Below are 22,324 nucleotides of genomic sequence, written 5' to 3'. Positions count from 1 at the left end.
CGTGAGCGGAGCCCCTCAGCGCGGCGGCAAACACCCCGCCCTGATCCACCTGCCGTTCGGGCTGGTGCTGGCGGTCGTGCTGGTCGGCCTGGTCCGGATCGTCATGTACGCGTGGCGCGAGGGGACCGTCTGGATCGGACTGGCCCTGCTGCTCGCCGCGGGCCTGCGGGTGCTGCTGCGCGACGAGCAGGCCGGGCTGATCGCGGTGCGCAGCCGGGTGATCGACGCCTTCCTCTACGGCGGGTTCGGGACGATGGTGATCGCGGTGGCGATGACCATCGAGGGCGGCCCGCTCACCCGCTGAGCGCCCCGGCCACCTTCTCGATCAGCGCCGCCGACTCCCGCTCGTCCAGCGCGGCGCTCAGCAGCTCCACCACCGCCCGGTCGTAGTGCTTGACCTCCGCCGGGTCCTCCAGGTACACCGCCGCCGTCCGGCTCTCCAGCAGCACCACCGCGCGGCCCCGGTCGAACTGCAACCGCTGGAACGGCCCGGCCAGCGCCGGGTGCCCGTGCTCCAGGGCGGGCACCACCCGCACCGACACGTTGCCCTTGGCCCCCGCCTCCAGCAGGTACCGAAGCTGCCCGCGCATCACCTCCGCGCCGCCGACCACCGTGCGCAGCGCCGACTCGGTGACGATGGCGAAGAACCGCGGCGGCTTGTCCTTGCGCAGCACGGCCTGCCGGTGGATGCGGCTCGCGGTGTACTCCTCCACCCGCTGGTCGTCGAGCATGTAGACCTCGCGCAGCACCGACTGCGTGTACGGCACGGTCTGCAGCAGCGCGGGCACCACCGTGGGCGCCACGTCGACCAGCATCGCCGCCTTGCCCTCCAGCACCCGCAGCGTGGCGAACCGGCCGGACACCTGCTCCGGGCGCACCGGCGGCTCGGCGGCCACCCTGGCCAGCGCCACCAGCTCCTCGCGGCGGTTGTGCGGCACCCGGTAGGCGGCCAGCAGCGCGGCGACGTCCTCCAGCCGCTGCGGCCTGCGCCCGTTCTCCATCCGGCTCAGCTTCGAGGTGCTGATCCCCACCTGCGCGGTCACGGCGGCGAGGCTGAGCCCGGCCCGCTCGCGGTGCGCGCGCAGCTCCTCGCCCAGCAGTTCCAGCCGGACCGTCGAGTCCGGTTCCCGCAACCCCATCGGCTCCCGCCCTGTCGCCCACCCCTCGACGACCATGATCAGGGCCGGGCTCCCCGGGTTAGCGCAGGCCAGGGGCCTGTCGGCGCAGAACCACCCGATAGAGATCGAATCCGCGTGTCGAGACCCTGCTCACCGCGCGGGTCTGCGACCAGGGCGGGCTTGGTAGCCTCGCCCCCGCCGGGCGACGCTGCTGACAGGGCAGAACTGCCGCGTGGTCGACCCGACGACTCATCCGTCTGTTGCCCATCGGGAGGACTTGCCAAGTGGCACCCGTCAACGTCACCGTCACCGGCGCGGCCGGTCAGATCGGCTACGCCCTGCTGTTCCGCATCGCCTCCGGCGCCCTGCTCGGCCCCGACACCAAGGTCAACCTGCGGCTGCTGGAGATCCCGGCCGCGGTCAAGGCCGCCGAGGGCACCGCGATGGAGCTCGACGACTGCGCCTTCCCGCTGCTCGCGGGCATCGAGGTGACCGACGACGCCAAGAAGGCCTTCGACGGCGCCAACGTGGCCCTGCTCGTCGGCGCCCGCCCGCGCACCAAGGGCATGGAGCGCGGCGACCTGCTCGAGGCCAACGGCGGCATCTTCAAGCCCCAGGGCGAGGCGATCAACGCCGGTGCCGCGTCCGACATCAAGGTCCTGGTGGTGGGCAACCCCGCCAACACCAACGCCCTGATCGCCCAGCAGCACGCCCCGGACGTCCCCGCGGGCCGCTTCACCGCGATGACCCGGCTGGACCACAACCGCGCCCTGTCGCAGCTCGCCACCAAGCTCGGCGTCACCGTCGAGGACATCAAGAAGCTGACCATCTGGGGCAACCACTCCGCCACCCAGTACCCCGACGTGTTCCACGCCGAGGTCAACGGCAAGAACGCCGCCGAGCTGGTGAACGACGAGGCGTGGCTGGCCGACTCGTTCATCCCGACCGTGGCCAAGCGCGGCGCGGCGATCATCGAGGCCCGGGGCGCGTCCTCGGCCGCCTCGGCCGCCAACGCCGCCATCGACCACGTCCACGACTGGGTGCTGGGCACCCCGGCGGGCGACTGGACCTCGATGGCCATCCCGTCCGACGGCTCCTACGGCGTCCCCGAGGGCATCATCTCGTCCTTCCCGGTCACCTGCGCCGACGGCGAGTACTCGATCGTCCAGGGCCTGGAGGTCAACGAGTTCTCCCGCGCCCGCATCGACGCCTCGGTCGCCGAGCTGGTCGAGGAGCGCGACGCGGTCAAGGGCCTCGGCCTGATCTGACCCGCCCCAGCCGCACCTCAGCGCGGACCCCATCCGTCACCCGGATGGGGTCCGCGCTGCATTACGGGGGGTGAGCAAGTGGGGCAGGTTACTCGAAGAATCGGTATGGATTGCAACTGTATGCCCCGATAGCGTGAACGTTCCGGAAACGGAATCACGAAACCCGCTGCGGAGCGTTCTCTTGATTGAAGGTTCGCACAACCGACGCGAACGAACGGACTGGAGGCCAGCGAGATGAACAGGGACGCACAGCACTCCGAGCAGCTCATCTCCCTCTACGGCGGCACCACCCCCGTGCGGTCGCGGTGGAGCTACCGCGCCGACGAGCCGTTCACCGTCGCGACGGCCTTCCAGACCGACGCCGAACGCTGGGTCGAGTGGGTGTTCGCCAGGGACCTGCTGGTCGAGGGGATGCACGGCCCGGTCGGCGAGGGCGACGTCCGCCTCGCCCCGGAGTTCTCCGGCCCCCGCGACGCGCTGGTCATGGAGATCGAGTCCCCCGACGGCCACGCGCTGCTGGTGATGGACCTCGAAGCCGTGCAGGACTTCCTCGACGCCACCGCCGACCTGGTCCCGCTGGGCGCCGAGGGCGACTTCTTCGACGTCGACGCGCTGATCGCGGAGATCACCAACGTCTGACCCGCCCCGGCAGCCGCCCGCCACCGGTGGGCGGCTGCCGCGCAGGTGGCTACAGGCAGGCCTGGGTCAGCGCGTTGAACGCCGACACCTTCTCCCTGGTCCAGTCGGCCACCGTCGCCGGGTCGAGGTTGCGCACGTCCAGCTCCGACACCTTGTCCGACATGCCGCTCAGCGCGTCGCGCAGGGTGGTGTCGGCGGCCTTGTCGGCCAGCACCTGGAGCTCGTCGGCCCGCCGCTTGGCGTCGCTCGCGGTCTGCTCCACGTCCTGCGAGCTGGGGGTGAAGTTGGCCAGTTGCAGCGCTTCGATGCAGATGCTCGTCTTGTCGGTGGCCGCACTGGCGGCGTCGGTCGCCTCCCGCACGGAGTCGCAGGCGGAGAGCCCGCCGACCAGTGCCGCCGCGCACAGGACGGTCGCCAGCCGAGATCGCATCGTTCCCCCAGGGGTGAGCAGTGTGAGCCGCCAGGCTACCGGCTCGTGAAAGCGCTCCCGTCCGGTTCGCCCGATTCCGGCGCGGCGAGGCACAGCACGGTCTCGTCGGTCGGCATGACCTCCCGCTTCCACCCGGCGGTGGAGCGCCCCGGCGCGGTCCGCGCGGCCATCACCTCGGCCGAGCACACCCGCGCCACCTCCGGCAGCGCGGCGATGGCGGTCGCGGTCATGTCCTCGCTGCCCGCGGGGCGGAAAGTGCCCGCGTAGGCCTGCCACGAGTGCTCCCCCGAGCAGTCGACGGACGCGGCCCGGACGTCCACGTCGGCGATGTTCACCAGCCCACCGAAGCACCTGTCCACCAGGCAGAACCCCTCCCCGGCGCACTCCACCATCCCCTTGGGCACCCGCGGCGCCTCACTGGTCCGCGCGGTCTGCCCGCCCACCTGCGCCCCCTGGCCAGGGACGAGCGACCCGCGCCAGAAGAACCCGGCCGCGACCAGCACCGGCACGGCCACGACCGCCGCCACCGACAACCAGCGCCTGCGCGCGGGCGCCACGACCGGCGGCAGCGGCCGGACCGCCCGCAACCCCTCCAGCTCGTCCCGCAACTGCTCGGCCCCCGGCGTCCGCCGGTCCGCGTCGGCGTCGAGCGCGTTGAGCAGGGCGGCGTTCAACGCGGGCGGCGCCCCCTCGATCGGCGGAACGGGCGCCCGCAGCGCCGACACCAACCCGTCGAGGCTGTCCGCGGGCCACGGGATCTGCCGGGGCCGCCGCCCGGTCGCCAGGGTGTAGAGCGTCGCCCCGAGCGAGTAGACGTCCCCGGCCCGGCTCGGCGCGGCGTGCGCGAACACCTCCGGGGCGGCGTAGTGCGGGCTCAGCGCCCCGACGGTCACGGTCACCGAGTCGGCGTGCGCGTCCAGGACGGAGGCCAGCCCGAAGTCGGCCAACTTCACCGCCCCGAACGAGTTGACCAGGATGTTCGCGGGCTTGATGTCCCGGTGCAGGATCCCCACCGCGTGCGCGTGCGCCAACGCGTCGGCCAACCGGGCGCCGATCTCCACCACCCGCGCGTACGAGAGGGCACCCTGCCGCTCCAGCACGTCGGCCAGCGACCCCCCGGTGCACAGCTCCATCACGATGTACGGCCGCCCGTCGGCGGTCACCCCCGCGTCGTACACGTTGACCACGTTGGGGTGCCCGGAGAGCCGCGCGGCGGCCCTGGCCTCCCGAAGGAAGCGTTCCCGGTCCCGCTCGGTCCCCAGCACCCGGTTGTCGACCTTGACGGCCACGTCGCGTTCGAGCCGGTCCTGCCGGGCGAGGAAGACGGTCCCGAACCCGCCCTGCCCCAACGGCCGACCGAGGGTGAGCCCGGGGATGACGGGCGGAACCGTGTGCACCCCGGGAATCTATAAGCTCACCCCCGATGAACGACAAGACCACCATCGCCCGAGCCCCCGGCCACTGCGGCGAACTGGTCCTCCGCCGCGACGGTGCCCACCACGAGATCATCGCCAACGGCATGTTCCTCATGGACACCCGGGCAGGGGAATCCGAACGCCTCCTCATCACCGCGGCGGCCGACCGCATGCCCGGCCCCCACCTCCTCATCGGCGGCCTGGGCGTCGGCTTCTCCCTCCGAGCGGCCCTCACCCACCCCCGCGTCCACGAGGTGACGGTGGTCGAACGCGAGGAACAGGTCATCGCCTGGAACCGAACCCACCTGGGCAACCAAGACCTCCTGGACGACCCCCGAACCCACTGCGTCCCCGCCGACCTCACAACCTGGCTCCCCCAGTCCCCGCACACCTTCGACGCCCTGTGCCTGGACATCGACAACGGCCCCGACTGGACACTGGGGGAGGACAACGCGAGCCTGTACTCGGCGGAGGGCGTGCAGATGCTCCGCTCCCGCTTGACGCCCGGTGGGGTTCTGGCGGTGTGGAGCGCTGCTGCGAGTACCGCTTTCGTCGCGCGGCTGAGGACGGCGTTCCCGGTGGTGGAGGTGCTGGAGGTCCCGGTCCCGCGCGGAGAGCCGGACGTGGTCTTCCTGGCCAGCTAGTTGGTTGTCGCCCTGGCTTTGGTCGCCTTCTTGAAGGCCCGCACCTCCTGCAACGTCCCGGCGTCAACCACGTCGGCGACCGACCGCCTGCTGTTGGCCGCGCCGTAGTCGCCCGCGGCCTTGCGCCAGCCGTAGGGAGTGACACCGAGCTGCTTGCCGAGGAGGGCGAGGAAGATCTTCGCCTTCTGCTCCCCGTAGCCGGGCAGCGCCTTGAGCCGCTTGAGCACCTCGGCGCCGGTGGGCTTGTCCCTGGTCCAGATGGCAGTGACATCACCGTCGTACTCGGCCACGACGTACTGGCAGAGTGCTTGGACCCGCTTGGCCATGCTGTCGCCGTACCGGTGGATGACGGGCGGCGTGGTGGCAAGGGCGGCGAACGCGTCGGGGTCGTAGTCGGCGATCTCGTGCACGTCGAGCTTGCCGCCCAGGCGGGTGTGCAGCTTGTACGGCCCGTTGAACCACCTCCATGGCGATCTGCTGAGTGCCACAGGATGACGGATATACGCATATTCGGGGCGTCTTCGACGCTGTTGGCCAGACGTTTCGCCTGCATCCGCAAGACTCTGACCTGCGACTTGTAACGCTAGGCCACCTCTAGGCGTTACTCCGCTTACCCGTCCTCAAGCCCAAGGAACGAGATGGCAGTCGACGTACAGCGTGTAGCACGATTTCTTCGGATGAGCGATGCTCGTCAAAAGGTGTCCAAGGCGTTCCGAGGCGCGGGTTTTGAAATTGTATGGGTGACAGAAGAAGGTGAAGGTCAGCGATGGGGAATCTATCTGAAACTTCCGCCTTTCCTGAAGGAAATTTTTCACACCACTCGTGAAGTCTTAGTCTGGGTAGTAGAATCCAAGGAATTCCAAGCCCGAAGCGTAACGCAGGTTGTAGCAATTCTGGATAAAGAAAGACCACGTTTGTGTGAAGACTTTGCCTTTGTGGTGACTGCCGATCCTCAGACGGAATCATATGTAAATGAGACTGCCTCTACCCTTGATACAATAATGCTGGGCTTCTCTCTTGAGCAGATTTCGAGTTTCGCCAAGCTTGATGGAGCTGGTCTTGTTTCGCTTGTTCAAAGCCGGCTTTACCGAAGGGACCTATACGACCTTCCTACGGCTGTAACCCGATCCGAAGATTTCTTTGGACGCAAATCGGCGATCGTGGAGATTGCCAAACGGTTAAGTCTCGGCGGGCGGCATGTAGGCTTGTTCGGTTTGCGTAAGATTGGTAAGACTTCTCTCCTGTACCGGCTACGATCGGTTCTTCAAAGTTCATCAAATTATGTGGTGAACCTTGACTTGGAGCGCGTGGATGCAGTGAATCCAAGCTTGGGATACTTACTCTGGAGTTTGGGTGAATCGATGTGCGACTCCTATCCTGCGCACATGCGTAAGTTGAAGAACCTCGAACTCTTCGGCAAGTATAGGCTTTTTTCTCAAGTTCCGGCTGAGTTTAACATGGTGGAACTTTTCGACCATGATTTGAGGCAAGTTCTTACATCCAACAGTCGCAAGGTAATCTTCATGTTGGATGAAGTCGAGCTACTCTCCCCGGAAGCTCCGGGGTCGATGTGGGGAACCTCGTTTATCAAACTTTGGAGGCTCCTAAGGGGGCTTGATCAGCAGTTCCCAAACAGGTTAAGCTATTTCGTTACCGGTACAAATCCTAGCGTGTTCGAGCGCAACTCGATCGGCGGGTTCGAGAACCCTGCATTCAACTATATCGCGGTTGAGTACCTCAAGCCTCTGAACTTTGAGGAAGTAAGCGATCTGATTCGCATGCTTGGTATGCGGATGGGACTCAATTGGTCGAACAATGCTATCCAAAAGGTTTATGACGCCACGGGGGGACATCCTGCGTTAACGCGGGGCCTAGCTTCGATCGTCAACAAGTCCATCCCGGATCGCGATGGGCTTCACCTAGTGGATCTTCCGCAAGTACAAGCAGCTGTCAAAGCCATCTATGTCACACGAGCCTCATTGTTGAGCCAGCTCGTTGCAGTGATTGCTGAACAGTACACAGATGAGTACTTTCTGCTGGAACTGCTGGCGGATGGTCGAATTGGAGAATTTCGGGAGTTCGCTAAGGCATTTTCTGCTGATACGGCTCATCTTATCGGGTACGGCCTATGCGAAGATCCGGAGCGCTGTACCAGTCTGACTATCGAACTCTTGCAAACCTTTATTCAGCGACGCAAAATAACGCGAGACAAGTCGAGCATTGCTGAGAAGAGTGACTTGGGCCGAGGCGACGAGGTTGGGGCATATAGAATCGAATCCTCGATCGGTGTTCCAAGTGGCTTTGCCTCAGTTTATAAGGCGCGCGATACGGCCGATGGTAGGGATGTAGCTCTTAAGGTCTTCAAGCATGGTTTGTTGAGTTCGCTACAGAGAGAGATAGCCCCACTTCAAGAGATAAATCACCCGAACGTAGTCAAAATTGTGGACTTCGGTACGAGTGAGGATGGGTATGTCTATCTCGCAATGGAATACCTGGCTGGTCCCACGCTTCGGGAATTTTGCGGTAGGTCGTCAAGGGCTAATGAAAAGCTCGGCCGACGCTGGCTCGTAGAACTCCTATCGGCCTTGGTCAGTTTTCATCCTGATGAGAGCAAGGTTCAAAGCATTAGAGCGATGTCGGAATTGTCTCCCGAGCAGCTCACTGAACTCGAAGAAGCGCGACACGGCTTCGTCCACAGGGATATAAAGCCAGAAAACATCATCTTGTCGGACGATCGTGTGGTGCTCATCGATTTCAACATTTCGAGTAGAGCTTCGTCCGTGGTTATCACAGAAAGCGTCACCCCCGGCTATTCGCCTCCGGATGGCGTGGGGCCTGAATGGACAGTTGATGTAGATATATATCAGCTCGGAATTACGATGCTTCAAGTATTGCTTGGCGTGGAAAGCTTGCGTGAAATCCAGTTTGAGGACCTGCACACTCTAGCTAGAGAGCAACTCTCAACGGATCTGGCCAGGATTTTAACTAAAATGACAGCTGCGGGGCGGGCGCAGCGATATCGAAGTGCGACAGAAGTTCTTAGGGCGTTAGGGCATCGATCATTCGGTTCGGGAATTGTGTAGATTTTATCGAGAGTTGGTATTCCCTGGTAGTTTCTAGATCGCGCTCGAAGGTGTGCGGACTTTTGTATTTCTTGAAGCGCGTACGGCGGTCAACGACTCTGGGCTGGTAACGTACGCCACAGATCTATTTGATCGCGCCTAGCCGTAGTTTTCCGCCGCCTTTCGCCGCCTGTACGACTCTAAGTCTGTTTCCGAGAAAGAACCTTGCCTTCTGCTCTCCATAACCAGGGAGGGTCTTGAGATGTCTGAGGACCTCAGCGCCGATGGGCTTGTCTTGTGCCAGGCGGCTACGGGGTTGCCATCCCACTCTGCCGTAGTCTATTGACGTAGGGCTTGCACGCGCTTGGCTATGCTGCCGCCACAGCGATAGATGGCAGATGATGTAGTGGCGACGGTGGCGAATTTGTCGTGGTCGTATCGGGCGATCTCATGGACATCAAGCCTGTTTTGAAGGCGGGTATACAGCTTGTGCAGACTGTTGAAAATCACTTTCATTTGTATTTGTTAATCTAAAAGCATTCCGATCGGTAGGGCGAGGGGGTCGAGCTCTAGGAGGGCATCCGCTTCTGAGCTTTGGCCTATATAGAGGGTCATTGGTAGAGAATTTCACAACCCGCCTGACTTAGTCCATGCCACTATTTTCAACTTGAGTGCTGTCGCCGCAGCTTGGTGTAGCCCGATCAGGGCGGGAGGAGCCACAAATTCGCGGGATGGTGGAGGGTGGCTACAGGGCTTGCGGCTTCTCCTCGCCCTGGTAGTTCTTGGGAGGACGTTGCGATGGCACGACTGATGTCACCTGACCTGCGTTTGCGACTCTTGACCGGCGAATTTTAGGTGGGTGGTTCGCGGCGGTGGGTGGTGCGGGCTGGTGGAGGCTTATCGCTCGGTGGGAGGGTCGCCTAGGCGGGCGAAGCGGAGCAGGAGCTTGGCCGCGCGTGCCCTCCCGCCTATGGGCGGCAAGCTGGTGCCAGGCCCGTAGTGAATGGCCCGCGCCGCGCTTACGACGTGAGCATGTTCGAGGGCTTGGTACCTCGGTGCTGTAGTCCGAGGCATCGAGTAATCCGATGGGGGACAGCGGTTGCCGGGGTCGGCTGGTGGGCGCAGGCTGCTTCTCGACTGAGAGGAGTGGCCCGTGGCTACCTGTGACACGTGTGGGAACGACTACTGGATGGCGTTCGAGGTGCGGACCGTGGGTGGGCAGGTGCACACCTTCGACAGCTTCGAGTGCGCCGCGACCAAGCTGGCGCCCGTCTGCGAGCACTGCCGCTGCCGGATCCTCGGCCACGGCGTCGAGGTGGCGGGGCAGTTCTTCTGCTGCGCGCACTGCGCCCGGGAAGGAGCCGCCGAGCTGGGGAGCCAGATCCGGGACGCCGTGGGGGCGCGGCCGAGTTAGGTCAGAGGGTGGTGAAGTCCGCCATCATGCCCATGTCCTCGTGTTCGAGGTTGTGGCAGTGGAACACGAAGCGGCCCGGGTAGTCGGTGAACCGGATGGCGACCTCCATGGCCTGCGCGGGGTGGAGGTCGACCGTGTCCTTCCAGCCCGCGTCGTACGGGCCGGGGCCGCCGTTGCTGCGGCGGGTGACCTGGAAGTGGTTGAGGTGGACGTGGACCGGGTGGTGGACGTCGGAGGTGAAGCGCCACAGTTCCAGGTCGCCGAGGCGGGAGTGGGCCAGGACGGTTCCGGGGGTGTACGGCTCGCCGTTGATGCTCCAGCCGGGGTCGCCGTTCTTGCTCTGGAAGAGGAATTCCCTGGTGCGGACCGCTTGGCGGGGGTCGAGGTACTCCACTGACGACAGTTCGTCCGGGATGGCCGTGGTGTCCTGCGGGGTCCGGTCCGACACGTCGAAGCACATGACCTCCCCGGTGCGGTCGGTGGCGAGGGTGTTGACCAGGCGGACTCGGGTTCCGGGGGCGTAGCGGGCGAAGTCGAGGACGACGTCGAAGCGTTCGGCGGGGGCCACGTCGATCGACTCGTGGGTCAGGGGGCGGGACAGGAGGCCGCCGTCTGAGCCGATCTGGGTGAAGGCGGGGGCGCCGTCGGGGGGTGGGGGGTCCAGGCCGAGGCCGTAGCGGCGGCAGTTGGAGGCGTTGAGGATCCGGAAGCGGTAGCGCTGGCGGTCGACCGGGAGGGCGGGCCAGGGCGCTCCATTGACCAGGACGACGTCGCCGAGGACGCCGTTGAGGTGGTCCTCGGTGACTCCGGGGACCGTGAGGTTGGGGGCCAGCGACGGGTAGGCGAACTGGCCGTCGGCGGCGAAGGAGCGGTCGGTGATCATCAGGGGGATGTCGCGGTCGCCTTCGGGCAGTGGCAGCGCGTCGTCCTCGTCGTCGCGGACCAGGTGGAAGCCCGCGAGGCCGCGGTAGACCGTCGCGCCGGTGAAGCCCATCGAGTGGTCGTGGTACCAGAGGGTGGCGGCGCGCTGCTTGCCCGGGTAGACGTAGTCGCGGCTGCCGACGACCGGGTTCCCCGGCACCGACATGTCGTGCGACACCGACGAGCCGTCCCTGGGCAGGATCGTGTCGCCGGGGTAGCCGTCGCTGTCGGCGGGCATGTGGCCGCCGTGCAGGTGCACGACGACCGGGCGGGGCAGCTCGTTGCGGTGGGTCACCACCGCCCGCCGACCCGACCGGGTGATCAGGGTGGGGCCGGGGAACGAGCCGTTGTAGGTCCACGACGGGGTGCGCAGACCCGGCAGGTACTCGACGTCCGCGGCCTTCTGGGTGATCTCGTAGTAGTCCGTCGTGGTGTCCGAGCGGGTGGGGCGGAGCACCGGGGGGATCGGCAGCGCGCTCCGGAACGCCTGCGGCAGGCGCGCGCCGCTGCGCACCAGCACCCCGGGTTCGCCGCTGCCGTTGAGGACCCGGCCGAAGGAGAAGCCGGTGCCGATGCCGATCGAGGCGACGCCGCCCACCACCGCGAGACCGGACAGGCCGAGGAACCGCCTGCGGTCGACGGGGCTCACGCCGCCGCCGGTTTGCGCCACACCCACACCAGTTGAAACACGACCGCGACGGTGACCGCCACCCCCAGCGGCACGTGCAGCGCCATCGACCGCCACACCCCCGCCGCCATCTGGCCGATGTCGACGAGGAACAGCAGCGCCGCCGCCGCCAGCGGCCACACCGGTGCCGCGTTGAACCGCCGGTCGAAGTACGCCGCGCCCACGGTGCCCGCGCAGACCACACCGATCACCATGGCGTTGACGCTGTGCTGTTCCAGGAAGCCGTAGTCACCCGCGAGGTACTGCCCCGCCATGACCGCCTGGGCGAAAACCAGTACTGCGTGCACACTGATGGTGATCTTGAGCCACCACTTGGGCCACGCGCGCTGCACCGGACGGCCGATGGCCCGTTGCACCTTCGCGCGCACCTCGCCGCTGGGCGGTCCGACGCCGACCCGCACGGTGGTGTGCGGAATGCCCTGTGGGACACCGACTTCACCGGTGCCGAAAGAATCCGTCTGCCGCACCCGAAACCTCCCGAACGGACAAGACCTCGAGTAGACGGCCGCGCGCGCAGCCTAAAGATCACGCGCGTGATCGGTCAAGCGCCGCCGGTGCCGGGATCCGGCCTCAGCGAACGGGTTTCGTCACGCCGCGGACGAGTCGTAGTGCCAGGTCGGGGTGTTCGATGTGCCAGGCGTAGGAGTCCTGCGGGGGGTCGGCGTAGCAGGGCACCTCGTTCACGACGAATTCAGTTACACCCGGTTGGTCGAGGGTCGTTGCGGCGAAGGCGTACAGGTCGGTCAGGCGCGGGCAGATCACCCCGTGGTCGAGGAGTCGGGGCAGCACGCGTTCGGCCGCGATCAGCTCCGGCAGCGACATGTCCCGAACCGGGTAACGCTGGGGGAACACCCGGCAAAGGTTGAGGAAAAGCCCGACCGTGCCGAAGCGCGGGTCGCCGAGGAACCGCGTCACCGCGCCGATCCGGCCCATCGCCAGCCCGGGCGCGGCCACCAGCGCGTGCGCGTACAGCGCGCGCAGCAGCGACACGTTGATCATCAGCCGTTCGAGCGGCACCTCCCGGCGGGCGAGGTCCTGGTGGGCCAGGTAGCCCGCGACGATGCTCGCGTTGTGCGCCCGGTACCACGTCTCGGGTGATGGCTGCCGGGTGAACGCCACCCACAACTCCACCGCCCGCGACGACGCCTGCTCGCCGGGGCGCAGCACGTCGGCCTCCACCTTGTCGCGCAGCAGGCGCTCGTTCACCGCCCGCCACCACGGGCTGCCCGCCCCCGGCGGCTCCAGCACCCCGCGTTGCAGCTCCCACCTGAGGAAGCTCAGCTCCCCCCTGGCGAAGCGCCGCCGCCCCGGCGACCGGTAGAACTCGCCCGCCAGCCGAAACCGGGCTCCGACGTCATCCCGCACCGCCCCGACCCGCTCGGCGGCCAAGTCCTCCGCGCTCACCCACGCAGGCTAGCCGCGTTCGCACCATCCGGTCGGCGCGTGTGACGCAGCCAGGGGTGCTCAGGCCCAGGGGGTCAGCGGGATGTGCTCCAGGAACGGGACCACGCCGGTGCGCTGGAGGGCGATCGCGGACATCCACACCGCGACGATGGTCAGGACGGGACCGACGACGGCCATCTCGACCTTGCCGCCGGTGCGCATCCGCATGATCTTGGGCGGGGCGACCGGGTACCAGGTCTTCCAGGCGATCGGGACCGGCCACAGCATCGGGCAGCCCTGCTCGGTGATCGCGTCGCCGAAGTAGTGGGCGATGCAGCCGATCCCCACGGCGACGCCGCAGGCCGCCGCGTCGGCATCGGTCTGGTCTGTCCACTTCAGACAGGCGTAGGTGAGCAGCAGGGAGGTGCCGGTGATCCACAGGGCGTCGTGGCGGGGGGACCACTTGTGCAGGATGCCGCGCACCGCCAGGCCGCAGAAGAAGAACATCAGCAGCGGCAGCGCCCAGGAGCGGCTGGTCTGGACGGTGGCCGTGGTGACCACCGCGGCGAGCACGGCGAAGACCAGGGTGTGGGTCAGGCCGCGGTGCCCGCCGTCGCGGTTGGAGTCGCGCTTGGTGCGGGTGAGCCGGTAGACGCCGTGGCTGACGGCGTTGATCAGCTTGGAGGCCGCCGCGGTGACCGGGCCGAAGGTGCTCGACACCGTCGACTCCGGGTGGTCGAGGTCGGGCAGCAGCGCCGCGCCCGTGGCCAGCACCGCCCCCACCAGCCAGCCCTTGGCGGACAGGTTGCCCACCGCGCTGCCGGTGGCCAGGGCGGTGACCCCGGCCCACGCGGCCAGCCCGCTCATCGCGTGCGTCGGTCCGGTTGACACCTGCTGCATCCCCCTCGAAATGTCGGCACTCCATCCTAGGATCACCGACGTGCTCCGACCCGAGTTTCCGATCAAGACCCGCCGACTCGTCCTCCGCCCCTTCCTGGAATCCGACCTCGACGCGTTCGCCGACATCCAGGGCCGCGAGGACGTCGCCCGCCACCTCTACACGGGCCCGAGGACCCGCGACGAGGCCGAGGTCCTGCTGCGCGAGCGGATCGCGCAGACCGCCATCGACAAGCCCGGTGACTCCCTGCAACTCGCCGTCACCCTCGCCGACTCCGGCGCCCTGATCGGTGACGTGGTGCTGATCTGGCGCAGCGCCGAGCACTCCAGCGGTGAGATCGGCTACGTCTTCCACCCCGACCACCACGGCCACGGCTACGCGGGGGAGGCCGCGATCCAGGTGCTGCGCCTCGGCTTCGAGGGCCTGGGCCTGCACCGCGTCTACGCCCGGCTCGACGCGGACAACCGCCCCTCCGGCAGGCTGCTCGAACGCCTCGGCATGCGCTTCGAGGGCCGCTTCCGGGAGAGCGAGTTCGTCAAGGGCCGCTGGGTCGACGCGGCCGTGTACGCCATGCTCCGCGACGAGTGGCTGGACCTCACCGCCGACTAGGGGCTACTCCACCTCGCGGAAGCGCTCGTGCGCGGCCTGCCTGCTCACCCCCAGCGCGGTGCCCACCTCGGCCCAAGTGGCGCCGCGCCCGCGGGCGGCGGCCACGGCCCGCTCGGTGAGCGGCCGGGTCCACCGGTCGACCTCGGCGAGCAGCTTCAGCGCCACCTCCGGCCTGGTCGAGATCATGTCCACCACCTGGTCGCGCAGCACGTCGGACTTGACCAGCAGCCACGACGGCGGTTCGGATTCGGCGGCGCCGATGGCGTGGCGCCACCAGCGCTCGGTGGCCTCCGGGCCCTGCTCGCCGAGCCAGCCGCAGTCGCAGGCGGGCCGGTCCGCGGTGACCGAGCCGCGGTGGCCGGGGATCTCCAAGGTGTCCATGCTGTCAAGGTACCTTGACGGCCTACGATCCGTGTCCAGGTGACCGTGCACACATGCACGTGCCGCGCGCCGGGGTAGCAGTACGCTTGTACCGCTTAGTGCGCGAAGTCAGCAGGGCGAGAGGAGCACCGCGGCTCATGGCCAAGATCAAGGTCCAGGGGAAGGTCGTCGAACTCGACGGCGACGAGATGACCCGCATCATCTGGCAGTTCATCAAGGACAAGCTGATCCACCCCTACCTGGACGTCGACCTCGAGTACTACGACCTGGGCATCGAGCACCGCGACGCCACCGACGACCAGGTCACCATCGACTCCGCCAACGCCATCAAGAAGCACGGCGTCGGCGTCAAGTGCGCCACCATCACCCCGGACGAGGCGCGGGTCGAGGAGTTCGGCCTCAAGAAGATGTGGGTCTCGCCCAACGGCACGATCCGCAACATCCTCGGCGGCGTGGTGTTCCGCGAGCCGATCATCATCTCCAACATCCCGCGGCTGGTGCCGGGCTGGACCAAGCCGATCATCATCGGCCGCCACGCCCACGGCGACCAGTACAAGGCCACCAACTTCAAGGTCCCCGGCGCCGGTGAGCTGACCATCACCTTCACCCCGGAGGACGGCTCCGAGCCGATCCAGCACGTCGTGGCCAACTACGGCGCCGACGGCGGCGTGGCGATGGGCATGTACAACTTCACCAAGTCCATCGAGGACTTCGCCCGCGCCTCGCTGTCCTACGGCCTGCAGCGCGAGTACCCGGTCTACATGTCGACCAAGAACACCATCCTCAAGGCGTACGACGGTGCCTTCAAGGACATCTTCCAGCGCATCTACGAGGAGGAGTTCAAGGCCGACTTCGACGCCAAGGGCCTCACCTACGAGCACCGCCTGATCGACGACATGGTCGCCGCGGCGATGAAGTGGGAGGGCGGCTACGTCTGGGCCTGCAAGAACTACGACGGCGACGTGCAGTCCGACACCGTGGCGCAGGGCTTCGGCTCGCTGGGCCTGATGACCTCGGTGCTGTCCACCCCGGACGGCCGCACCGTCGAGGCCGAGGCCGCGCACGGCACGGTCACCCGGCACTACCGCCAGCACCAGGCGGGCAAGCCGACCTCGACCAACCCGATCGCGTCCATCTACGCCTGGACCCGGGGCCTGGCCCACCGCGGCAAGCTCGACAGCACCCCCGAGGTGATCGGCTTCGCCGAGTCGCTGGAGCAGGTCGTCGTCGAGACCGTCGAGAGCGGCAAGATGACCAAGGACCTGGCCCTGCTGATCGGCAAGGACCAGGCGTTCCAGACCACCGAGGAGTTCCTCGGCACCCTGGACGAGAACCTGCAGAAGAAGATGGCCTGACCGACCGGCCCGCTCGCTCGTGAGGCCCCCGCCGCACCGCGGCGGGGGCCTTCACGCTTCGTGACGCCGGGTTGGCCCCTGCGGGTGGTTCGGCGGACGGGGACTGGCGCGCGGCGGGGTCGGTGCGCGACCGTGGGCACGGACTTGCAGACCTGGTGTGGGGAGTGTGCGACGTGGTCCTGCCGAAGCGGACTTTGCTCATCGGCGGCGGAATCCTGGCCGTCATCGTCGTGTACTCGTCGAGCCAGGCACCGCCGGGCAGCACGGAGACGGGGCAGACCGACACGACCTGCCGGGTGGAGGTGACCGCCGACGTGCTCAACGTGCGGGTCGCCCCGGACGGCGGCGCCGAGGTGGTGGGCAAGTTCAAGCTGGGCGCCGAGTCCGACGCGGGCAAGACCGTGCAGAACGGCTTCCGGCAGCTCGGTGACAACCGGTGGGCCTCGTCGGAGTTCCTCAAGCCGATGGCGGGCCGCGACTGCGGCTGAGGGGCGCCATTAGGCTGTCGGCGTGACGACGGTCTCCACGGTCAATGTGAACGGGCTGCGCGCGGCGGCGAAGAAGGGCTTCACCGAGTGGCTCGACGCCACCGAAGCCGACGTCGTGTGCCTGCAGGAGGTGCGCGCGGACCCGGCCGACCTGCCGGAGGAGCTGGCCTCCCCACCGGGCTGGCACGCGGTGCACGCCGAGTCCCGGCTGCTGCGCGGGCGCAGCGGGGTGGCGATCTACTCCCGGGCGGAGCCCACGGCCACCAGGGTCGGCTTCGGGGTGCCGGAGTTCGAGGCGAGCGGCCGCTACGTCGAGGCGTGGTTCCCCGGCCTGGTGGTCGGCAGCCTGTACCTGCCCAGCGGCGAGGTCGGCACGCTGCGACAAGAGCAGAAGGAGCGCTTCATGGCGACCTTCCTGCCGTACTTGGTCGAGCTGCGCGACAAGGCCGCGGCAAGCGCTTGCGACGTGCTGATCTGCGGCGACTGGAACATCGCCCACCAGGAGATCGACCTCAAGGCCTGGAAGTCCAACCGCAAGAACTCCGGCTTCACCCCGGGCGAGCGGGCGTGGATGGGCCGGGTGTTCGACGAGGCGGGCTACCGCGACGTGCAGCGGCTGCTGCACCCGGACGGCCCCGGGCCGTACACGTGGTGGTCCTACCGGGGCAAGGCGTACGACAACGACTCCGGCTGGCGCATCGACTACCAGGTGGCCACCCCGGGCCTCGCCGTCCGCGCCAGGTCCGCCGAGGTGGAGCGCGCCGCCACCTACGACGAGCGCTGGTCCGACCACGCCCCGCTGACGGTGGTCTACAGCCGCTGAACCGTGACGCTGAGCGGTCGGCCGCACGCTGTGGGTGTGGTGACGGCCACCCCGGACCCACTACGCCATTAGGCGAGCGCTAGGGTCCGGAGACATCCGATAGTGATACCCACACCGCGCGGGGTTGACACACTCGGTAGTTTCTTCCTGGTCCGCAAGTGGGTTTAACCCAATCGAGGGACGGTTCGGCTTTGTCAGCATCACGGAAGACCCTGGGTGGCCGGGTGGCCTGCACCGCGGGCGTGACGTCGGCACTGATGGTGCTCGGCGCGAACGCCGCGGTCGCCGAGTCCGTGCCGGTGCAGAGTGCGGTCGGGATGCCGATCGGCACCGTGGGCATCGGCGCCGTGGTGGTAGGGGTCGGCGGGATCGTCGTCGGGCTGCTGCGCCGCAAGAAGGCCCCGGTGATCGCCGCCAACGCGCGCGTCGAGCAGGTCGTCGTGCCGCTGACCGTGCCCGTCCCGCGCGTCGCGGTCGAGCCCGCCGACCGCTAGACCGCGTTCGGTCCCGCGAGCGGGTACTGGGAGGATCCACGCGTGTCGACCGAGCAGAGCACCCCCGCGCAGAGCACCCCCGAGCGCAAGCCGCGCGTCCTGTCGGGCATCCAGCCGACAGCGGACTCGTTCCACCTCGGCAACTACCTCGGCGCGGTCCGGCAGTGGGTTTCCCTGCAGGACGAGCACGACGCCTTCTACTTCATCGCCGACCTGCACGCGATCACCGTGGAGCAGAACCCGAAGCAGCTGCGCAAGCGCACCCGGGTCTCCGCCGCGCAGGTCCTCGCGCTGGGGCTCGACCCCGAGCGCACCACGATGTTCGTGCAGAGCCAGGTCCCCGAGCACGCGGAGCTGGGCTGGGTGCTCCAGTGCCTCACCGGGTTCGGCGAGGCCGGGCGGATGACGCAGTTCAAGGACAAGTCGGCGAAGCAGGAGGCGGTCAGCGTCGGGCTGCTGACCTACCCGATCCTGCAGGCCGCCGACATCCTGCTCTACCGGCCGCAGTACGTGCCCGTCGGCGAGGACCAGCGCCAGCACCTGGAGCTGACCCGGGACCTGGCGCAGCGGTTCAACAGCCGCTTCGGCAAGACGTTCCTCCCGCCGGAGCCCTACATCCTCAAGGGCACGGCCAAGATCTACGACCTGCAGGAACCCGGCGCGAAGATGAGCAAGTCGGCGTCGGCGCCGTCGGGGATCATCGAGCTGCTCGACGACCCGAAGGTCTCGGCGAAGAAGATCCGGTCCGCGGTCACCGACACCGGGCGCGAGGTCGTCTACGACCCGGAGAACAAGCCGGGTGTGTCGAACCTGCTGTCGATCTTCTCCGCGCTGACCGGTCGCACGGTCGAGGACCTGCAGAACTCCTTCGAGGGCCGGGGTTACGGCGACCTGAAGAAGGAGTTGGGCGAGGTCGTCGCCGACTTCACCACGCCGGTCCGCGACCAGGTCCAGTCCTACCTGGACGATCCGGCCGAGCTGGACCGCATCCTGGCCAGGGGTGCCGACCGGGCCCGCGAGGTGGCCGCGGCGACGCTGAGCCGGGTGTACGACCGGGTGGGATTCCTCGCCCGACCGTGAAGCGGGCTCGTGTGAATTCATTTCGCGTTGCGGGTGGGCCATTCCGGCAATAGATTTCCGGTGGTGACCGAAAGCGCGGGGAAGACCGCCGACAAGCCGGAAACCAAGCTCGCCCGGCTGCGGGCCCGCCCCGGGATCGACCACCTGGTCCGGGCCTACAACGCCTTCACCGAGCGGTACGGCAACCACTTCGCCGCGTCGATCACCTACTTCAGCGTGCTGTCGCTGTTCCCGCTGCTGCTGGTCGGCTTCGCGGTGCTCGGCTTCGTGCTCGCCGGGGAGCCCTCCACGCTGGCGAGCTTCCAGGAGAGCATCTCCGAGGCGGCCCCGCCCAACCTCAAGGACCTGATCGACACCCTGGTCGACACCGCCATCGAGGAGCGCGGCAAGGTCGGCGTCATCGGCCTGGTCACCGCCGCGTACACCGGCCTCGGCTGGATGAGCAACCTCCGCGACGCGCTCACCGCCCAGTGGGGCCACAAGCTGGAGTCGCCGCCGTTCCTGCGCGGCCTCCTGGTCGACCTGCTGTCGCTGCTCGGCCTCGGCGCCGCGCTGGCCGTCTCGTTCGGCCTCAGCGCCGTCGGCAGCGGCCTGGCGGACACGCTGCTCGACCTGGTGGGGCTGAGCGGGTCGACCGTGGCGCGGGTGCTGCTGTTCGTCGTCACCACCGCGCTCTCGCTCGGCGCGAACTGGCTGGTGTTCCTCTGGGTGATCGCCCGGCTGCCGCGCAGGCAGGTGAGCGTGAAGAGCGCGGTGCGCGGCGCCGCCGCGGCGGCGGTCGGGTTCGAGGTCCTCAAGCTCGTCGGGACCCTCTACCTGAGCACCGTGCTCGGCGGCCCGCTCGGCGCGCTGGTCGGGCCGATCGTGGGTCTGCTGGTGTTCGCCAACCTGGTGTCGCGGTTCCTGCTGTTCATCACCGCGTGGACGGCCACGGCCAAGGAGAACGTCGTCCCCGAGCCGATCCAGCCGCCCGCGCCCGCGGTGATCCGCCCGGTGGTCGAGGTCGCGGGCCGCCCGAAGACCGGCCAGGCGCTCGGGCTGGTCGGTGTGGGGGCGGGTCTGGCCCTGCTCTGGCGCCGCCGGAAGTAGCCGCCCGCCCGGGTTCGCGCCGCCGCCCCCGGTCGGCGCGACCGGATTCCACTGTGGACGTCCTCAGTCGACTGTCACGTCGACGACCACCTGGTTGCGGCACAGCCGGGCGGCGGTGTCGAGGATGTCCGCCAGTTCCAGCCACGGGCAGCCCGACGGCCCCTCGGTGGTCGCCCGCACGACCAGTTCGCCGGTCTTGTCCCGCAGCCGCACCAGCGCGGTCACCAGGTCGGTCTGCTCCAGGGAGAGGTGGTCAGGCACGGCCGCACCGCCGCGCCCAGTTCTCGGCCATGCTGCGCAGCAGGTCGGTGTCCGACCAGTCCCCGTGGGTGGCCGGGATCGCGTCGACCAGCGGCTGCGGTCCCTCCAGCACCGGCGGCCGCAGCCGGTCCTCGATGATCAGGAACCGCCGCTGCTCCACGCAGGTCCCGCGCATGACCGCGACGTACCGGTCTCCCTTGGCCCAGCGGAACGTGTGGCCGAAGAGGTAGATCCGGGAGCACGCCCGGCTGCCGTCGTAAGGGTGTGTGAGGCCCTTGAAGCTCATGGCGCAACTGTGCCAACGGTGCACGCATTTCAGTTACGGATACGGGTGGAACCATTGTGGACTCATGGGCGACTGTTTCGGTACCCAGCCCATCCGACCGGAAGAACCGAGCGCGCTTTCCCGGCGAACCCGGCGTTCGGCGCCTCATTCTGTGAAACCGGCCCGAATCGCACCGCGCTCCGCACCTCCCGTGGGCAGTCGGAACCCGCCGGAGTATGCGCAATCCACGTCGGTTTGCGACCGGCGGGATCACTTTCTGCCGCGAAGGGGTGGAAAAGCCGGTCGCACACGCGGTCGACGAGAACGCGCCCGACCGGCGAATCCCCTCCGGAAGCAGACAAAGGCCGGATGCTGAGACGGTGTTGCCGGGTGTGGCCCGGTGTGGCCGGACCGATCAGCCCTCGACGACGGCGAACTTGATCCCCGCGGCGATCAGCCGGTCGGTGAGGGCGTCGCCCATGGCGACGGCCGTGGTCACCTGCCCCGAGGACGCGGGCAGTTCGTCGAAGGCCAGGCACAGGGCCGACTCGCCGAGCATCTTGGCCGTCTCGCCGTAGCCGGGGTCACCACCGGAGACCTCGGTGACCACGCGCTTGCCACCGCCGGTGCCGACGAAGCGGGCGCGGAACCACGACTTCTCCCGCTGCTCGGCGCTCGGCCCGTCACCCGCCGACATCCGGCCCAGGAGCCAGTTGCGCGCGGGCGGGACCTGGGCGAGGGCGAACAGCGCCCCCACCCCGACCGCCAGGCCGACCATCGCGGGCAGCCGCTTGAAACCCAGGTAGTGGGCGTAGGTGAAGTCCGGGCCGTAGCGCTCCAGCGCCCGGGCCGAGCGCAGGACGACCACCGGGTCCACCGTGGGCGCGGGCATCCCCCACAGCGCCAGGGAGCCCTCCCGGGTGGGGCGCATGGGCACGCCGCGCACCTTCCGCCCCTCGGGCCTGCCCTCGCGCCTGCGCCGCTCGCCCGCCGCCCGCGCCGCCGACCGCATCCGGCCGAAGGCGGTGATGGCGGTCTGGAACGTGCCACCGGAGACCGTGCCGCCAGCCTGGACGAAGCCCTCGACGCGCAGCGGCACGCCCTCGGGCAACTGCTTGACCGTGTAGTGCACCCCCAGGTCGTACGGGATCGAGTCGAAGCCGCAGCAGTGCACGATGCGGGCCCCGGTCTGCACCGCCCGCTCGTGGTGCAGCAGGTAGCTCTGGTCGACGAACTCCGGCTCGCCGGTCAGGTCGACGTAGTCGGTGCCCGCCTCCGCGCACGCCCCGACCAGCGGGTCGCCGTAGTGGATGTAGGGCCCGACGGTCGTGATGACCACGCGCGCCGACTCCGCAACCGCCCGCAGCGAGGCCGAGTCGGTGACGTCGGCCGGGAGCAGGTCCATCTCGGCCAGCACCGGGTCGATGGCGGCCAGCCGCAGCCGCACCTCGGCCAGCTTGGCCTGGTTGCGGCCCGCCAGCGCCCAGCGCAGCTTCGCGGGCGCGTGGCGCGCCAGGTACTCGGCGGTCAGGCCTCCGGTGAAGCCGGTGGCACCGAACAGGACGACGTCGTACTTGCGACCCTCGGGCATGGGCTGAC

Annotated in this window: 25 protein-coding genes; 13 read left to right on the top strand and 12 right to left on the bottom strand. The window is 68.0% G+C overall.

What is annotated here, in order from left to right:
• Position 1: 1 nt before the first annotated feature.
• On the top strand, positions 2–304 hold the full coding sequence (locus L6E12_RS24680; protein ID WP_035282185.1) for a DUF3017 domain-containing protein: 303 nt from the start codon (positions 2–4) through the stop codon (positions 302–304).
• Here the strand turns inward: L6E12_RS24680 and L6E12_RS24675 are convergent.
• On the bottom strand, positions 294–1,175 hold the full coding sequence (locus tag L6E12_RS24675) for a helix-turn-helix transcriptional regulator (RefSeq protein WP_236230310.1): 882 nt from the start codon (positions 1,173–1,175) through the stop codon (positions 294–296). The genes L6E12_RS24680 and L6E12_RS24675 overlap by 11 nt on opposite strands.
• Before the next feature lie 227 nt (positions 1,176–1,402).
• On the opposite strand from L6E12_RS24675, the gene L6E12_RS24670 reads away from it, so the two are divergent.
• Complete coding sequence (locus tag L6E12_RS24670) at positions 1,403–2,386, top strand: malate dehydrogenase (RefSeq protein ID WP_035282188.1); 984 nt, start codon at positions 1,403–1,405, stop codon at positions 2,384–2,386.
• A gap of 234 nt (positions 2,387–2,620) precedes the next feature.
• Positions 2,621–3,025 (top strand): SsgA family sporulation/cell division regulator, encoded by a 405-nt coding sequence (locus L6E12_RS24665; RefSeq protein ID WP_236230309.1) that lies wholly within the window; start codon positions 2,621–2,623, stop codon positions 3,023–3,025.
• 49 nt (positions 3,026–3,074) lie between these two features.
• Here L6E12_RS24665 and L6E12_RS24660 read toward each other — a convergent pair whose 3' ends face one another.
• Together L6E12_RS24660 and L6E12_RS24655 are read right to left on the bottom strand one after the other, a co-directional pair.
• Positions 3,075–3,455: a bacteriophage spanin2 family protein gene (locus L6E12_RS24660; protein ID WP_236230308.1), complete on the bottom strand. Its 381-nt coding sequence runs from the start codon at positions 3,453–3,455 to the stop codon at positions 3,075–3,077.
• Positions 3,456–3,490: 35 nt separating this feature from the next.
• Entirely contained in the window at positions 3,491–4,852 is a 1,362-nt protein-coding gene (locus L6E12_RS24655) for a serine/threonine-protein kinase (RefSeq protein ID WP_236230307.1), read from the bottom strand.
• A 26-nt stretch (positions 4,853–4,878) separates the two neighbouring features.
• On the opposite strand from L6E12_RS24655, the gene L6E12_RS24650 reads away from it, so the two are divergent.
• On the top strand, positions 4,879–5,514 hold the full coding sequence (locus L6E12_RS24650; protein ID WP_236230306.1) for a spermidine synthase: 636 nt from the start codon (positions 4,879–4,881) through the stop codon (positions 5,512–5,514).
• Here L6E12_RS24650 and L6E12_RS24645 read toward each other — a convergent pair.
• Complete coding sequence (locus L6E12_RS24645; RefSeq protein ID WP_236230305.1) at positions 5,511–6,002, bottom strand: HhH-GPD-type base excision DNA repair protein; 492 nt, start codon at positions 6,000–6,002, stop codon at positions 5,511–5,513. The genes L6E12_RS24650 and L6E12_RS24645 overlap by 4 nt on opposite strands.
• A 189-nt stretch (positions 6,003–6,191) precedes the next feature.
• Here L6E12_RS24645 and L6E12_RS24640 point away from each other — a divergent pair, with 189 nt between their 5' ends.
• Both L6E12_RS24640 and L6E12_RS24635 read left to right on the top strand, forming a co-directional pair.
• Positions 6,192–8,597, top strand: a complete 2,406-nt coding sequence (locus L6E12_RS24640) for a serine/threonine-protein kinase (protein WP_236230304.1) — start codon at positions 6,192–6,194, stop codon at positions 8,595–8,597.
• Positions 8,598–9,729: 1,132 nt separating this feature from the next.
• Positions 9,730–9,990 carry a Prokaryotic metallothionein gene (locus tag L6E12_RS24635; RefSeq protein ID WP_236230303.1) on the top strand — a complete coding sequence of 87 codons (261 nt, stop codon included), beginning with the start codon at positions 9,730–9,732 and terminating at the stop codon, positions 9,988–9,990.
• A gap of 1 nt (position 9,991) precedes the next feature.
• Here the strand turns inward: L6E12_RS24635 and L6E12_RS24630 are convergent, their stop codons facing one another.
• The 4 genes from L6E12_RS24630 to L6E12_RS24615 form a co-directional block, all read right to left on the bottom strand.
• The gene (locus L6E12_RS24630) at positions 9,992–11,560 is read right to left on the bottom strand and encodes a multicopper oxidase family protein (RefSeq protein ID WP_236230302.1); all 1,569 of its coding nucleotides are present in this window, start codon (positions 11,558–11,560) and stop codon (positions 9,992–9,994) included.
• Complete coding sequence (locus L6E12_RS24625; protein ID WP_236230301.1) at positions 11,557–11,955, bottom strand: hypothetical protein; 399 nt, start codon at positions 11,953–11,955, stop codon at positions 11,557–11,559. Before L6E12_RS24625 ends, L6E12_RS24630 begins: the two co-directional genes overlap by 4 nt.
• 214 nt (positions 11,956–12,169) lie before the next feature.
• Positions 12,170–13,003, bottom strand: a complete 834-nt coding sequence (locus L6E12_RS24620; RefSeq protein ID WP_236230300.1) for a hypothetical protein — start codon at positions 13,001–13,003, stop codon at positions 12,170–12,172.
• 60 nt (positions 13,004–13,063) lie between these two features.
• Positions 13,064–13,873, bottom strand: a complete 810-nt coding sequence (locus L6E12_RS24615) for a metal-dependent hydrolase (protein WP_236230299.1) — start codon at positions 13,871–13,873, stop codon at positions 13,064–13,066.
• A gap of 49 nt (positions 13,874–13,922) precedes the next feature.
• On the opposite strand from L6E12_RS24615, the gene L6E12_RS24610 reads away from it, so the two are divergent.
• A complete protein-coding gene (locus L6E12_RS24610) occupies positions 13,923–14,489 on the top strand; it encodes a GNAT family N-acetyltransferase (protein ID WP_236230298.1) in 567 nt (188 codons plus the stop codon).
• A 3-nt stretch (positions 14,490–14,492) separates the two neighbouring features.
• Here the strand turns inward: L6E12_RS24610 and L6E12_RS24605 are convergent, their stop codons facing one another.
• A complete protein-coding gene (locus L6E12_RS24605) occupies positions 14,493–14,870 on the bottom strand; it encodes a hypothetical protein (protein ID WP_236230297.1) in 378 nt (125 codons plus the stop codon).
• 137 nt (positions 14,871–15,007) lie between these two features.
• On the opposite strand from L6E12_RS24605, the gene L6E12_RS24600 reads away from it, so the two are divergent.
• The 6 genes from L6E12_RS24600 (at position 15,008) to L6E12_RS24575 (ending at position 20,199) form a co-directional block, all read left to right on the top strand.
• Positions 15,008–16,225 carry an NADP-dependent isocitrate dehydrogenase gene (locus tag L6E12_RS24600; protein ID WP_236230296.1) on the top strand — a complete coding sequence of 406 codons (1,218 nt, stop codon included), beginning with the start codon at positions 15,008–15,010 and terminating at the stop codon, positions 16,223–16,225.
• 173 nt (positions 16,226–16,398) lie between these two features.
• Positions 16,399–16,713, top strand: a complete 315-nt coding sequence (locus L6E12_RS24595) for an SH3 domain-containing protein (RefSeq protein WP_236230295.1) — start codon at positions 16,399–16,401, stop codon at positions 16,711–16,713.
• A 22-nt stretch (positions 16,714–16,735) separates the two neighbouring features.
• Entirely contained in the window at positions 16,736–17,536 is an 801-nt protein-coding gene (locus tag L6E12_RS24590; protein WP_236230294.1) for an exodeoxyribonuclease III, read from the top strand.
• A gap of 191 nt (positions 17,537–17,727) precedes the next feature.
• On the top strand, positions 17,728–18,030 hold the full coding sequence (locus tag L6E12_RS24585; RefSeq protein WP_236230293.1) for a hypothetical protein: 303 nt from the start codon (positions 17,728–17,730) through the stop codon (positions 18,028–18,030).
• Between the two features lie 42 nt (positions 18,031–18,072).
• Positions 18,073–19,110, top strand: coding sequence for a tryptophan--tRNA ligase (trpS, locus tag L6E12_RS24580; RefSeq protein ID WP_236230292.1), 1,038 nt, complete (start codon positions 18,073–18,075; stop codon positions 19,108–19,110).
• Between the two features lie 63 nt (positions 19,111–19,173).
• A complete protein-coding gene (locus L6E12_RS24575) occupies positions 19,174–20,199 on the top strand; it encodes a YhjD/YihY/BrkB family envelope integrity protein (RefSeq protein ID WP_236230291.1) in 1,026 nt (341 codons plus the stop codon).
• Between the two features lie 63 nt (positions 20,200–20,262).
• On the opposite strand, the gene L6E12_RS24570 is transcribed toward L6E12_RS24575, so the two are convergent.
• The 3 genes from L6E12_RS24570 to L6E12_RS24560 all read right to left on the bottom strand — a co-directional run bounded on the left by L6E12_RS24570 (position 20,263) and on the right by L6E12_RS24560 (position 22,316).
• The gene (locus tag L6E12_RS24570) at positions 20,263–20,460 is read right to left on the bottom strand and encodes a hypothetical protein (RefSeq protein WP_236230290.1); all 198 of its coding nucleotides are present in this window, start codon (positions 20,458–20,460) and stop codon (positions 20,263–20,265) included.
• Positions 20,453–20,746, bottom strand: a complete 294-nt coding sequence (locus tag L6E12_RS24565; protein ID WP_236230289.1) for a hypothetical protein — start codon at positions 20,744–20,746, stop codon at positions 20,453–20,455. Before L6E12_RS24565 ends, L6E12_RS24570 begins: the two co-directional genes overlap by 8 nt.
• A gap of 394 nt (positions 20,747–21,140) precedes the next feature.
• Positions 21,141–22,316, bottom strand: coding sequence for a trans-acting enoyl reductase family protein (locus L6E12_RS24560; RefSeq protein WP_236230288.1), 1,176 nt, complete (start codon positions 22,314–22,316; stop codon positions 21,141–21,143).
• Between the last annotated feature and the right edge of the window lie 8 nt (positions 22,317–22,324).

The organism is Actinokineospora sp. PR83, assembly GCF_021056305.1.
GTDB classification, from domain to species: Bacteria; Actinomycetota; Actinomycetes; order Mycobacteriales; family Pseudonocardiaceae; genus Actinokineospora; species Actinokineospora spheciospongiae.
This window is presented reverse-complemented; position numbering and strand designations above follow the sequence as displayed.